Below are 12,607 nucleotides of genomic sequence, written 5' to 3'. Positions count from 1 at the left end.
GACCATGACCGAGCATACCGATATCCTGAGCGACGCGGAGCGCGAGGCATTGGCAGCCGTGACATCACCCCCGCCGTTGCGGCCTGTGGTGCTGGTCGTCGATGACAACCCCGTCAACAGTGAGGCCTTGGGTTATTTCCTGAAAAGCCGCGGTATCGATTGCATGACCGCCGACGGTGCCAAGGAGGCGCTATGGAAGCTGCACTGGGAGCCGCGCATCGCCCTGATGATCACAGACCTGCGCATGCAGCCCGAAGATGGCCTGGAGCTGATCCGCAAAGTGCGCATGATCCCGGACTCTGGGCGGGCTTCGCTGTCGATCATCGTGGTATCGGGCGATACCGACGTCAAAGAAGCGGTGGATGTGATGCACCTGGGGGTCGTGGACTTTCTGCTGAAGCCGGTGGACCTGGACAAGCTGCTGGAGTTGGTGAGGCGGGAGCTTAAGCTTCAGTAGAAAATGGGGGCTGCAAAGCAGCCCCCAAGCACTCAATTGAGGCCATTACGGGCCTTGAACTCACGGCGACGGCGGTGCAGCACCGGCTCGGTATAGCCGTTGGGCTGCTTGCCCCCTTCTACTACCAGCTCCACGGCAGCCTGGAACGCCACGTTGTCGTCGAAGTTGGGCGCCATTGGCCGGTACAGCGGGTCGTTGGCGTTTTGCTTGTCGACGACCACGGCCATGCGCTTGAGGCTTTCCAGCACCTGCGCCTGGCTGACCACGCCATGGCGTAGCCAGTTGGCCAGCAACTGGGCAGAAATGCGCAGGGTGGCGCGGTCTTCCATCAGGCCGACGTTGTTGATGTCCGGCACTTTCGAGCAACCCACGCCCTGGTCGATCCAGCGAACCACGTAGCCAAGAATGCCTTGGGCATTGTTGTCCAGCTCGTTGCGGATTTCCTCGGCCGACCAGTTGGTGTCTGCGGCCAGCGGGATGGCCAGGATATCGTCAACCGAAGCCGGGGTGCGCGAGGCCAGTTCGCGCTGGCGGGCCTGCACGTCCACCTTGTGGTAGTGCAGGGCGTGCAGGGTGGCAGCGGTAGGCGAGGGCACCCAGGCGGTGTTGGCGCCGGCCAGTGGGTGGGCGATTTTCTGCTCGAGCATGGCGGCCATCAGGTCGGGCATGGCCCACATGCCTTTGCCAATTTGCGCGCGCCCTTGCAGGCCGGTGGCCAGGCCCACGTCAACGTTGTTGTTCTCGTAGGCGCCGATCCATTTCTCGTTCTTCATGGCGCCCTTGCGCACTACTGCGCCGGCCTCCATCGAGGTGTGGATCTCATCGCCGGTGCGGTCGAGGAAGCCGGTGTTGATGAACACCACACGCTCGGCAGCGGCCTTGATGCACGACTTGAGGTTGACCGTGGTGCGGCGCTCTTCGTCCATGATGCCGACCTTGACGGTGTTGCGCGGCATGCCCAGCAGGTCTTCGACCTGGCTGAAGATTTCGGCGGCGAAGGCGACTTCTTCAGGGCCGTGCATCTTCGGTTTGACGATGTACACGCTGCCGGTACGGGTGTTCTTGCGGCTGCTGCTGCCATTGAGGTTGTGCAGCGCCATCAGGTTGGTGAACAGACCGTCCTGAATGCCCTCTGGCACCTCGTTGCCCTGGGCGTCGAGGATGGCCGGGTTGGTCATCAGGTGGCCCACGTTGCGCACGAACAACAGCGAACGGCCATGCAGGGTCACGCTGCCGCCGTTGGGGGTTGCGTACTCGCGGTCCGGGTTCATGGTGCGGGTGAAGGTTTTGCCACCCTTGCTGACGCTTTCGGCCAGGTCACCTTTCATCAGGCCCAGCCAATTGCGGTAGACGATGACTTTGTCATCGGCGTCCACGGCGGCGACCGAGTCTTCGCAGTCCATGATGGTGGTCAGTGCCGATTCCATCAGGATGTCTTTGACACCGGCCGCATCGGTGCTGCCAACCGGCGTGCTGGCGTCGATCTGGATTTCGAAATGCAGGCCGTTGTGCTTGAGCAGCACGGCAGTGGGGGCGGCGGCGTCGCCATGGAAGCCGACCAGTTGTGCGTCGTTGCGCAGGCCGCTGTTGCTGCCGCCTTTCAAGGCGACTACCAACTTGCCGGCCTCGATACGGTAGGCGGTGGACTCTACGTGTGAGCCGGCCGCCAGTGGCGCTGCTTCGTCCAGGAAGGCCCGCGCGAAGGCGATGACCTTGTCGCCGCGCACCTTGTTGTAGCCCTGACCCTTTTCAGCGCCGCCTGCTTCACTGATGGCATCTGTGCCATAGAGCGCATCGTACAGCGACCCCCAACGGGCGTTGGCGGCGTTCAGGGCGAAGCGGGCGTTCATGACTGGCACCACCAGTTGTGGCCCGGCCATATGGGCGATTTCTTCGTCCACGTTCTGTGTAGTGGCCTGGAAATCGTCGGCTTGTGGCAGCAGGTAACCGATTTCTTGCAGGAAGGCCTTATAGGCTGCGGCGTCGTGGGCCTGGCCTGTGCGCGCCTGGTGCCAGGCGTCGATCTTGGCTTGCAGCTCGTCGCGCTTGGCGAGCAGGGCTTTGTTCTTTGGAGCGAGGTCATTGATGATCTTTTCTGCACCTGCCCAGAATTGCTCGGCGACGATGCCGGTCCCGGGAATGGCTTCGTTGTTCACGAAGTCGTGCAGGACCTTGGCGACCTGAAGGCCACCGACTTGAACGTATCCAGTCATTGCTTGCCTCACTCTGCTCAGCTATTTCGCTCTTCTGTATTAAGCCTGTAGCGCTTCATTAAGCACAGCACCAGTGCATGCGCCCGGGCGGGCCCGAACACGGCTGGGTGCGGCCTGCCCTAACGAACGGCAGGCAACGTGCCTGCTTCACAGGCGCCTCGGCAGACATCCACACGACGTTTTGTAGTCCGCGCCACGGGATACTACATGAAGCAGCACACGGGGCAACATCAGACTAAAAGCGCCTTTGTGCGACCCATTGGTCGCGCAGGGTCACGTTGGGAAGCGGTATGTTCGCAAGAAAACGTGTGATTGTTCCAGATAAATCTAAAAACAGTACACGATTTGTATCCAGGATTGCCCTGCGGCAGGTTGCCGCGCCTTGCCTATACTGAACCGGTGCGGGTTTCCAGCCGCCTTGCGCAGACTGACATGAGGAACGACGCGTGGACCATCTTGTACTCACTGTAATTGCTCCCGACAAGGCCGGGCAGGTGGAGCGCATTGCCCAATGCATTGCCGACCACCGTGGCAACTGGTTGGAAAGCAGCATGTCGCGCATGGCTGGGCAGTTTGCCGGCATTCTGCGTGTCGCCGTGCCTGCAGATCACTATGAAGCGCTGGTGCAGGGCCTGGAGGGGCTTACGAGCCATGGCATACGGGTGCTGATCGCGCAGAGCGGCGCCGATGCTGCCAGTTCGTCCAAACCTATTGCCATGGAGTTGGTGGGCAATGATCGGCCAGGGATTGTGCGCGACATTACCCGCCTGCTGGCCGAGTTGAAGGTCAACGTGGAGCGCTTCACCACCGAGGTGCGGCCGGCGCCCATGAGCAGTGAGCCGCTGTTCCATGCCAATGCGCTGCTGGCGCTGCCACTGGATGTGCCACTTGATGCATTGCAACAGCGCCTGGAGAGCCTGGCGGATGATCTGATGGTCGAGCTGGAGCTCCGTGCGCAGGATTGATACGCAGGCATGCACGATCAGCGTCTGGGGTTATCCCGGTTTAACGGGGAAGGCCCTGTGGATAACCTGGGGCTATTCGCCTCCAGCCCAGCTGCTGCAAGCCTTCTAGAGGTTTGGTCAAAAAACGCTCAGTAACTGACGGGTTGTGCACAAACGGCGGGGACGAGGGTGTGGATAACCTCTGGAGATGTCTCTGCAGGCCTTGCTGGGCTTGGCCTGCAGAGATCAGGTCGTTTTTTGATCAGCTGCGCTTGCGCAGATTCCACCAGGCATCAACGCTGTAAATCGCCAGGCCTGCCCAGATGAACATGAACGCCACCAGTGTGCTGGATGACAACTGCTCGTTGAACAGCAGCACTGCCTGCAGCAGCACCAGGGTGGGCGCCAGGTATTGCAGGAAGCCCAGGGTAGTGTAGGGCAGGTGCCGTGCAGCGGCGTTGAAGCACAACAGGGGCACCAGCGTAACCGGGCCGGCTGCCATCAGCCACAAGGCTTCGGAGCTGGTGTAGAACGTACCTTGCGCGCTCATCGCGGTGGGGTGCATCAGCAGCCAGCCCAGGGCCAGTGGTACCAGCATCCAGGTCTCCACCACAAGCCCAGGCAGGGCCGCAACGGGTGCCTGTTTGCGGATGAGCCCATAGAAGCCGAACGTGAGTGCCAGCGCCAGCGACACCCAGGGCAGGCTGCCTACTTGCCACACCTGCTGTGCCACGCCCAATGCTGCCATGGCCACGGCCAGCCACTGCAGGCGCCGCAAACGCTCGCCTAGAATGAGCATGCCCAGCAGCACATTGATCAACGGGTTGATGTAGTAGCCCAGGCTGGCCTCGAGCATGCGGCCGTTGTTAACCGACCACACATAGGTCAGCCAGTTGGCCGCGATCAACGTGCCACTCAAGGCCAGAATGGCAAGCCTGCGTGGGTTTTGCCGCAGCGCTTGCCACCAGCCTGGGTGCTTCCATACCAGCAGAAGCAACGAGCCGAACAGGGCGGACCAGAGCACCCGGTGGACGATGATCTCCACCGCCGGCACGCTCTGGATGGCCTTGAAGTAGAGGGGGAACAGGCCCCAGATGATGTAGGCACTGAGGCCCAACAGATACCCGCGACGCGGGTTTGCAGCGTGCATGCAGAGTCCTTGCTCAGGTCACTAATAAAACAGTGCGTATTGTAGACAGCCCAGGCCCTGCTTCTAGAACAATTTAAGAGGGGCTTCATCCAGCGCTGCCATCTGTTCGCGCAGCGCGAGTATCTGGTCACCCCAATACCTGGGCTGGCCGAACCAGGGGAAGCTGAGCGGGAACGCCGGGTCATCCCAGCGCCGTGCCAGCCAGGCGCTGTAGTGCAGCTGGCGCAGCGCCCGCAAGGGTTCGATCAGTGCCAGTTCGCGCGGCGCGAAGTCATGGAATTCGTTGTAGCCATCGATGAGTTCGGCCAGTTGCCCCAGACGTTCCTCACGGCTGCCCGCCAACATCATCCACAGGTCCTGCACCGCCGGCCCCATGCGGCAGTCGTCCAGGTCGACCACGTGGTACACCTCGTCCCGGTGCATCAGGTTGCCGGGGTGCAGGTCGCCGTGCAGGCGAATGAGCGAGTGCGAGGTGCGGGCATAGATGTCTTCGACCCGCTTGAGCAAGTCACGGGCCACGGACTCGAAGGCGGGTAGCAGCTCTTTCGGGACAAAACCGCCTTGCAGCAGGGTTTCGAGCGAGGCATGGCCGAAGTTGTCCACAGCCAGCGCCTCGCGGTGTTCGAAGGGTCTGGTGGCGCTGACCGCATGCAGCCGCCCCAGCAATTGGCCCAAGCGGTAAAGCTGGTCCGCGTTGCCCGGCTCTGGCGCATGACCACCGCGGCGCGGGAACAGGGCAAAGCGAAAACCCTGGTGTTCGAACAGCGTACGGCCTGCGTGCTGAAGTGGCGCCACGACCGGCACCTCATGTTCGGCAAGCTCCGCAGTGAAGCCATGTTCTTCGAGGATGGCCTCATTGCTCCAGCGCCCGGGGCGGTAGAACTTGGCGATCAGAGGTTGTTCACCTTCGATGCCCACCTGATACACGCGGTTCTCGTAGCTGTTGAGTGCCAGCACGCGGGCGTCGCTCAGAAAGCCGAGGCTTTCGACGGCGTCCAGCACCAGGTCGGGTGTCAGGGTAGCGAAGGGGTGAGACATGGTGACTCCGGGGGTGAACGATACGGCATGGTAACGCGTTCTACGGGTGCCGGCCTGTTCGCGGCTGAACCTGCGCCCACAGGTTGGACAAGGCCGGCCCAGCTATGCCGCAATCCCGATCAACACATAGGACGGGTGAAACTGCACCCGAACCGCGCTGCCAGCCTGCACCTGCTGCTCGGCCAACCAGTCAGCCTCGGCAATGGCACACAGCGTTTGCCCATTTCCCAGTGCCAGCCGGACCTCGCTGGGCCCGTCACCTTCTGTCAGTACTTCTTCCACGGTGGCGTTCAAGCAATTGCTGCCAGGCTCCGCTTCTTGCGCCTGCGCCAGCAGCTTCACCCAGCCAGCCTTCAGCAGTGCTACCACCACCGCTCCCAGCGTCAACTCCAGCCGCTCAGTGCTGTCATGGGTAATGAGTGCGTCGATTTCCAGCCCCCCGCCCAAGGCCAGGCTGACCCGGTCGTGTCGGCCCTCCCGGCGCAACCCGCTGACCTGGCCCTGTAACTGGTTGCGCGCACTGGTGCGCAACATCAGGCGGCCAAGCAGGCCGAGGTCGCTGGATTCTTCAGCGGCCTCGAGTATTTGTGTTTGCAGCGCCTGCAGCCGTTGGTACAGGCGCAGTACCCGCTCGCCTTCTGCAGACAACCTGGCACCGCCCCCGCCGCGGCCGCCGGTACTGCGCTCCACCAACGGCCTGCTGGCCAGGTTGTTGAGCTCGTCGATGGCGTCCCAGGCGGCCTTGTAGCTGATGCCGGCCGCCTTGGCGGCGCGGGTGATGGAGCCCTGTTCGGCAACATGCTGCAGCAGCGCGATACGCTGCGGGCGATGGGCAATATGCTGGGTGAGAGATGTTGGCAGGGGCATGGGCGGTCCACGGTTGATCATGCATACCCAGGTTTTGGGGTGCGTGCCAGGCAATATACATCGACACGCTGCGCGCCGGCCTTGCGCAACACCTGGGCAATGGCCTGGGCGGTGGCCCCGGTGGTCATCACGTCATCGATGATTGCCACATGCAAGCCCCGCACCTCACCCGACAGGCAGAACACCTGGCGCAGATTGCGCCACCTGGCCTTGGCGTCCAGCTGCTGCTGGGCGGGGGTGTGACGGCTGCGGGTAAGCAAGCGCTCGTCGAAGCGCACCGACAGCTGCGCCGACAGCCAACGCGCCAGCATCGCCGCCTGGTTGAAACCTCGCTCACGCAGCCGGCGCCTGGCCAGGGGCACTGGCAGCAACAGGTGTGGGCGCGGCAGCCCCTCTGCAAACTGATGCAGCAGAGCCTGCCCCAGCTGCTCGGCCATCAGGCGCCCCATGGGCCACTGGCGGTTGTGCTTGAAGCGGCTGATCAGGGTGTCGATCGGAAAGCCGAAGGCCCAAGGCGCTACGACCTGATCGAAGGCAGGGGGCCGACGGCTGCACTGGCCGCAGGTCATGCCGGCCATGGGCAACGGCAGCGCGCAGCGCAGGCAGTGGTCCCCCAGCCAGGGCAGCTGTTGCTCACACGCCATGCACAGCGGATAAGCCTGCCGCGCCGGGCCATCGCACAGCAGGCATGTTTGATTATTAAATAACCACTTGTAAACCAGTCTTCTGATGCGTGGTTGACAGTTCATAGGCCTTCCATGACTATGCGAGCTATCCGTGATCCGCTGGCGGGCGTTCTTGTCCCGGCACCAGCTACAGCCTAAACAAGGAAACGCCGATGAGCGCCAGCACAACTGCAACAACACGTCACGACTGGTCCCTGGCCGAGGTCAGGGCGCTGTTCCAGCAGCCTTTCAATGATTTGCTGTTCCAGGCGCAGACCGTGCACCGCGCGCATTTCGACCCTAATCGCGTGCAGGTTTCCACGCTGCTGTCGATCAAGACCGGCGCTTGCCCGGAGGATTGCAAATATTGCCCACAGTCCGGGCACTACAACACCGGGCTGGAAAAACAGAAGCTGATGGAAGTGCAGAAGGTGCTGGAGGAAGCTGCCCGCGCCAAGGCCATCGGTTCGACGCGCTTCTGCATGGGCGCCGCCTGGAAACACCCCTCTGCCAAGGACATGCCCTACGTGCTGGAGATGGTCAAAGGGGTGAAAGCCATGGGCCTGGAAACCTGCATGACCCTGGGCAAGCTTGACCAGGAGCAAACGCAGGCACTGGCCCAGGCCGGGCTGGACTACTACAACCATAACCTCGACACGTCTCCGGAGTTCTACGGCAGCATCATCACCACCCGTACCTATGGTGAGCGCCTGGAGACCCTGGCCTACGTGCGCGATGCCGGCATGAAGATCTGTTCCGGTGGCATTCTGGGCATGGGCGAGTCGCTGGACGACCGCGCCGGCCTGCTGATTCAGCTGGCCAACCTGCCTGAACACCCCGAGTCGGTGCCGATCAACATGCTGGTGAAGGTTGCCGGCACGCCGCTGGCCGAAGAAGAGGACGTGGACCCCTTCGACTTCATCCGCATGCTGGCCGTAGCCCGTATTCTGATGCCCAAGTCCCATGTGCGCCTTTCCGCCGGGCGCGAACAGATGAACGAGCAGATGCAGGCCCTGGCCTTCATGGCGGGTGCCAACTCCATCTTCTATGGCGAGAAACTGCTGACCACTGCCAACCCGCAGGCTGACAAGGACATGCAACTGTTCGCGCGCCTGGGCATCAAGCCCGAAGCCCGTGAAGAGCATGCCGACGAAGTGCACCAGGCCGCCATCGAACAGGCGCTGGTGGAGCAGCGCAGCAGCGAGATGTTCTACGACGCAGCATCGGCCTGACATGGCGTTCGACCTGGCAACGCGTCTGGCCGAACGGCGCGCGGCAGACCTGTACCGGCAACGCCCACTGCTGGGCAGCCCTCAGGGGCCGCAGGTGGTGGTCGATGGCCAGCAGTTGCTGGCTTTTTGCAGCAATGACTACCTGGGCCTGGCCAATCACCCACAGGTGATTGCGGCGTGGCAGGCGGGTGCAGAGCGCTGGGGCGTGGGCGGCGGCGCCTCTCACCTGGTGGTTGGGCATACCACCGCCCACCACCAGGTCGAGGAGGCCCTGGCCGAACTGACCGGTCGCCCCCGGGCGTTGCTGTTTTCCACCGGCTACATGGCCAACCTGGGTGCCATCACGGCCTTGGTGGGCAAGGGCGATACGGTGCTGCAGGACCGCCTTAACCATGCCTCGCTGCTCGATGGCGGCATGCTCAGTGGTGCCCGCTTCAGCCGCTACCTGCACAACGACCCTGCCAGCCTGGCCACCCGCCTGGAGAAAGCGGTAGGTAACACCCTAGTGGTGACCGACGGCGTGTTCAGCATGGATGGCGATGTGGCCGACCTGCCTGGCCTGGCCCGTGCTGCCCGCGCCCGTGATGCCTGGCTGATGGTGGACGATGCCCATGGGCTGGGTACCCTTGGCGTAGGCGGGGGTGGCGTGGTGGAACATTTTGGCCTGGGCGTGGAGGATGTGCCGGTGCTGATCGGTACCCTGGGCAAGGCCTGCGGCACCGCTGGCGCCTTTGTGGCCGGCAGTGAAGCGTTGATCGACACGCTGGTGCAGTTCGCCCGCCCTTACATCTACACCACCAGCCAGCCCCCGGCCTTGGCCTGCGCCACGCTCAAGAGCCTTGAGCTGTTGCGCACCGAAACCTGGCGCCGTGAACAACTGAACGCCTTGATCGGCCAGTTCCGTGAGGGGGCACGCCAGATCGGCCTGCAACTGATGGACAGCCCCACACCGATCCAGCCGATCCTGATCGGTGACAGTGCGCGGGCACTTCGCCTGTCGGCCATGTTGCGCGAGCGCGGCCTGCTGGTAACCGCCATTCGCCCGCCCACCGTGCCGGCTAGCAGCGCACGCCTGCGGGTAACACTGAGCGCTGCGCACACGCCTGCGCAGGTGCAGCTATTGTTGAATGCATTGGCAGAGTGTTATCCACAACTGGAGCGCGCCGATGCGTAACCGAATTGTATTGTTGCCGGGTTGGGGTTTGGGTACCGCGGCCCTGGAGCCGCTCGCCGCCAGCCTGCGTGCGCAGGACGCCCGCCTGCAGATCACCTTGATGCCACTGCCGGAGCTTGACCACGCGGATGTGCAGGGCTGGGTCGAGCACCTGGACCGCAAGCTGCCCAACGATGTGTGGCTGGGCGGCTGGTCATTCGGTGGCATGCTTGCCAGCGCCTTGGCCCACAAACGCGGCGATCACTGCTGCGGCCTGCTGACGCTGGCCAGCAACCCCAGTTTCGTGGCCCGGGCGGATTGGCCCCACGGCATGGCGCAAGATACCTTTGGCACCTTCCTGGATGGGTGTCGCAGCCATACCGCCGTGACCCTCAAGCGTTTTCGCAGCCTGTGCAGCGACGGTGCCTTGCAACCGCGCACCCTCCTGCGCCAGCTCGGTGTGGGTGTACCGGACACCGACCCGCTTTACCTCGCGACCGGCCTGGAAGTGCTGGCCCAGCTGGACACCCGCGAAGCGCTTCAGGCATTTGCCGGCCCTCAGTTGCACCTGTTCGCCGGCAGCGACGCGTTGGTGCCGGCCGAAGCTGCCCAGGCGCTGAGCGAGTTGTTGCCAGATGTGGAAGTGGGCCTGGTCGAAGACAGTTCCCACGCGTTTCTGCTGGAGTACCCTCAGGAGTTGGCGGCGGGCATCAAGAGTTTTTTGCATGAGAGTGGCGATGACTGACCTTTCCCAACCCGCCTTGCCCGGTACGCTGCCGGACAAACGCCAGGTGGCGGCGTCTTTTTCCCGGGCCGCAGGCAGCTATGACAGTGTTGCAGCCCTGCAGCGCGAGGTGGGCACGCGCCTGCTGGCGCAACTGCCGGCAGACCTGCAGCCCTCCCGCTGGCTAGACCTGGGGAGCGGCACTGGCCACTTCAGCCGGGCGCTGGCCCAACGCTATGTTGCGGCCGGCGGCGTGGCGGTGGATATCGCCGAAGGCATGCTGCGCCACGCCCGCGAGGCACACGGCGGTGCGCTGTATCACGTGGCGGGCGATGCCGAACGCCTGCCGCTGAGCGATGGGTGTGTCGACCTGGTGTTTTCCAGCCTGGCAGTACAATGGTGCAGCCAGTTCGCCAGCGTGCTGTCAGAAGCGCAGCGCGTGTTGCGGCCCGGCGGTGTGCTGGCATTCAGCAGCCTGTGCACGGGCACCCTCGATGAGTTGCGGGCCAGCTGGCAGGCAGTGGACGGCCTGGTGCATGTGAACCGTTTTCGCCGCTTCGATGAGTACCAGCGCCTGTGCGCGGCCAGCGGCCTGCGCCCGCTGGCCCTGCAACAGTGCCCGCATGTGCTGCATTATCCGGACGTGCGCAGCCTGACCCACGAGCTGAAGGCATTGGGCGCGCACAACCTCAACCCTGGCCGGCCTTCTGGCCTGACTGGCCGTGCCCGTATGCAGGGGTTGCTGCACGCCTATGAGGCATTTCGCCAACCCTCGGGGCTGCCAGCCACCTATCAGGTGGTCTATGGTGTGTTGCGCAAGCCACAGGCATAAGGGGAGCCACATGAGGCACGCCTATTTCATCGCTGGCACCGACACCGATGTCGGCAAGACCACCATCGCGGCAGGGCTTCTGCATGCTGCGCGTTTGCAGGGGATGAGTACCCTCGGCGCCAAACCCGTGGCCTCCGGTTGCACCATGACGGCCAAGGGCTTGCGCAACAGTGACGCCCAGGCCTTGATTGACGGAAGTACCGTCAAGCTCGAATACGCGCAGGTCAACCCGTTCGCCTTCGAGCCGGCTATCGCACCCCATGTGGCTGCGCGCGAGGCTGGCGTCACGCTCTCGGTGTCGCACCTGCTGGGGGCGATGCGCACTGTGTTGCAGCAGGAAGCCGACTTCACCCTCATAGAAGGGGCCGGCGGGTGGCGTGTGCCGTTGTCAGGGTTGGAAAACCTGTCCGACCTGGCAGTGGCCTTGAAGCTGCCGGTCATTTTGGTGGTTGGCGTGCGCCTGGGCTGCATCAGCCATGCCTTGCTCAGCGCCGAGGCTATCGAGCGTGATGGCTTGCAACTGGCGGGGTGGGTAGCGAACATCATCGAGCCGCGTACCTCTCGGCTTGAAGAGAACCTGGCCAGCCTGGCCGAGCGCCTGCCTGCGCCCTGCCTTGGGCGGGTGCCTAAGCTGAAGCAGGCGAGTGCCGACATGGTCGCTGAGCACTTGCAACTGGACCTGCTGGACTGACCGACATACCCAGGGCCTATCAGATGGCAACAAGCTATTACTGTTTTAAACGGGCCTTTTTACCCAAGGCCTGTTTTAATCAGCCTTGTCTGTTATCCAGGTTCAATGGAGCCCTGACATGGAAATCACCGGTAGTTCTGCCTACTATGCGGGCCTTGGCGCCATCAAGGCCGGCCAGGAACGCGTCGACCAGGCCGCCAGCCAGGTTGCCAACCTCAGTGCCGAACGCACTGCCACCAGCCAGTCCAGCGACTTCCAGGCAGAACGCCTGCGCGGCGTCGACCGCAGTCAGCAAATGGACCTTGCCACCAGTACCGTACAAATGGCGCTGGGCAAGCTCGAGGTCGAACTGGGGGCGAAAGTGGCCAAGGCCTCTGACGACATGCTCGGCCGTATCATCGATATCCACGCCTGACACCTCTGCTTCACCCCGCTAGCCACGCGTGACGCAGGCGCGTCTCTCGCCTGCGCGACGCAGCCAGCCGTCGCTTTTCATTCAAGCCATCCTCCTCCAACTGCCCGTGATTCCACGGCCGTGCAACCGTGTGGCGGTTTCGTCGTTTTCCGCGGCGTAAATGGCACCATCGTCCATCCTTGACATCAGCCTGCGGTAAACGTAAGTTTCAAACAACTGTTTGACA

13 protein-coding genes are annotated in these 12,607 nt (G+C 63.2%); 8 read left to right on the top strand and 5 right to left on the bottom strand.

Annotated elements, in window-relative coordinates; genetic code table 11:
• Positions 1–4: 4 nt before the first annotated feature.
• Complete coding sequence (locus IAE38_RS05240; protein ID WP_028633664.1) at positions 5–457, top strand: response regulator; 453 nt, start codon at positions 5–7, stop codon at positions 455–457.
• A 32-nt stretch (positions 458–489) separates the two neighbouring features.
• Here IAE38_RS05240 and IAE38_RS05235 read toward each other — a convergent pair whose 3' ends face one another.
• Positions 490–2,670, bottom strand: a complete 2,181-nt coding sequence (locus tag IAE38_RS05235; RefSeq protein ID WP_201216367.1) for a malate synthase G — start codon at positions 2,668–2,670, stop codon at positions 490–492.
• A gap of 446 nt (positions 2,671–3,116) precedes the next feature.
• Here IAE38_RS05235 and IAE38_RS05230 point away from each other — a divergent pair, with 446 nt between their 5' ends.
• A complete protein-coding gene (locus tag IAE38_RS05230; protein WP_060482897.1) occupies positions 3,117–3,635 on the top strand; it encodes a glycine cleavage system protein R in 519 nt (172 codons plus the stop codon).
• Positions 3,636–3,876: 241 nt separating this feature from the next.
• On the opposite strand, the gene rarD is transcribed toward IAE38_RS05230, so the two are convergent.
• From rarD to IAE38_RS05210, 4 genes are all read right to left on the bottom strand, one after another.
• Positions 3,877–4,764, bottom strand: coding sequence for an EamA family transporter RarD (gene rarD, locus IAE38_RS05225; RefSeq protein ID WP_201216364.1), 888 nt, complete (start codon positions 4,762–4,764; stop codon positions 3,877–3,879).
• A 63-nt stretch (positions 4,765–4,827) separates the two neighbouring features.
• A complete protein-coding gene (locus IAE38_RS05220) occupies positions 4,828–5,802 on the bottom strand; it encodes a serine/threonine protein kinase (RefSeq protein ID WP_201216362.1) in 975 nt (324 codons plus the stop codon).
• Positions 5,803–5,904: 102 nt separating this feature from the next.
• Positions 5,905–6,669, bottom strand: a complete 765-nt coding sequence (locus tag IAE38_RS05215; RefSeq protein WP_201216360.1) for a TOBE domain-containing protein — start codon at positions 6,667–6,669, stop codon at positions 5,905–5,907.
• 17 nt (positions 6,670–6,686) lie between these two features.
• On the bottom strand, positions 6,687–7,418 hold the full coding sequence (locus tag IAE38_RS05210) for a ComF family protein (protein ID WP_201162118.1): 732 nt from the start codon (positions 7,416–7,418) through the stop codon (positions 6,687–6,689).
• An 89-nt stretch (positions 7,419–7,507) separates the two neighbouring features.
• On the opposite strand from IAE38_RS05210, the gene bioB reads away from it, so the two are divergent.
• From bioB to IAE38_RS05180, 6 genes are all read left to right on the top strand, one after another.
• Positions 7,508–8,566 (top strand): biotin synthase BioB, encoded by a 1,059-nt coding sequence (bioB, locus tag IAE38_RS05205; protein ID WP_201162116.1) that lies wholly within the window; start codon positions 7,508–7,510, stop codon positions 8,564–8,566.
• 1 nt (position 8,567) lies between these two features.
• Positions 8,568–9,740, top strand: a complete 1,173-nt coding sequence (gene bioF, locus IAE38_RS05200; RefSeq protein WP_201216357.1) for an 8-amino-7-oxononanoate synthase — start codon at positions 8,568–8,570, stop codon at positions 9,738–9,740.
• Positions 9,733–10,464, top strand: a complete 732-nt coding sequence (locus IAE38_RS05195; RefSeq protein WP_028633655.1) for an alpha/beta fold hydrolase — start codon at positions 9,733–9,735, stop codon at positions 10,462–10,464. Before bioF ends, IAE38_RS05195 begins: the two co-directional genes overlap by 8 nt.
• Positions 10,457–11,275, top strand: coding sequence for a malonyl-ACP O-methyltransferase BioC (bioC, locus tag IAE38_RS05190; protein WP_201162111.1), 819 nt, complete (start codon positions 10,457–10,459; stop codon positions 11,273–11,275). The genes IAE38_RS05195 and bioC overlap by 8 nt, the downstream gene beginning before the upstream one ends.
• A gap of 10 nt (positions 11,276–11,285) precedes the next feature.
• Positions 11,286–11,966 (top strand): dethiobiotin synthase, encoded by a 681-nt coding sequence (gene bioD, locus IAE38_RS05185; RefSeq protein ID WP_201216355.1) that lies wholly within the window; start codon positions 11,286–11,288, stop codon positions 11,964–11,966.
• Positions 11,967–12,084: 118 nt separating this feature from the next.
• Entirely contained in the window at positions 12,085–12,381 is a 297-nt protein-coding gene (locus tag IAE38_RS05180; RefSeq protein WP_028633652.1) for a hypothetical protein, read from the top strand.
• The last annotated feature ends 226 nt before the right edge of the window (positions 12,382–12,607 follow it).

The organism is Pseudomonas sp. S32 (assembly GCF_016648095.1).
GTDB lineage: Bacteria > Pseudomonadota > Gammaproteobacteria > Pseudomonadales > Pseudomonadaceae > Aquipseudomonas > Aquipseudomonas parafulva.
This window is presented reverse-complemented; position numbering and strand designations above follow the sequence as displayed.

What these genes read in the sequence shown, in the direction of transcription:
- IAE38_RS05240 (WP_028633664.1), top strand. Translation starts at nt 5, where the DNA reads ATGACCGAGCATACCGATATCCTGAGCGACGCGGAGCGCGAGGCATTG.
- IAE38_RS05235 (WP_201216367.1), bottom strand. Translation starts at nt 2,670, where the DNA reads ATGACTGGATACGTTCAAGTCGGTGGCCTTCAGGTCGCCAAGGTCCTG.
- rarD (WP_201216364.1), bottom strand. Translation starts at nt 4,764, where the DNA reads ATGCACGCTGCAAACCCGCGTCGCGGGTATCTGTTGGGCCTCAGTGCC.
- IAE38_RS05220 (WP_201216362.1), bottom strand. Translation starts at nt 5,802, where the DNA reads ATGTCTCACCCCTTCGCTACCCTGACACCCGACCTGGTGCTGGACGCC.
- IAE38_RS05215 (WP_201216360.1), bottom strand. Translation starts at nt 6,669, where the DNA reads ATGCCCCTGCCAACATCTCTCACCCAGCATATTGCCCATCGCCCGCAG.
- IAE38_RS05210 (WP_201162118.1), bottom strand. Translation starts at nt 7,418, where the DNA reads ATGAACTGTCAACCACGCATCAGAAGACTGGTTTACAAGTGGTTATTT.
- bioB (WP_201162116.1), top strand. Translation starts at nt 7,508, where the DNA reads ATGAGCGCCAGCACAACTGCAACAACACGTCACGACTGGTCCCTGGCC.
- bioF (WP_201216357.1), top strand. Translation starts at nt 8,568, where the DNA reads ATGGCGTTCGACCTGGCAACGCGTCTGGCCGAACGGCGCGCGGCAGAC.
- IAE38_RS05195 (WP_028633655.1), top strand. Translation starts at nt 9,733, where the DNA reads ATGCGTAACCGAATTGTATTGTTGCCGGGTTGGGGTTTGGGTACCGCG.
- bioC (WP_201162111.1), top strand. Translation starts at nt 10,457, where the DNA reads ATGACTGACCTTTCCCAACCCGCCTTGCCCGGTACGCTGCCGGACAAA.
- bioD (WP_201216355.1), top strand. Translation starts at nt 11,286, where the DNA reads ATGAGGCACGCCTATTTCATCGCTGGCACCGACACCGATGTCGGCAAG.
- IAE38_RS05180 (WP_028633652.1), top strand. Translation starts at nt 12,085, where the DNA reads ATGGAAATCACCGGTAGTTCTGCCTACTATGCGGGCCTTGGCGCCATC.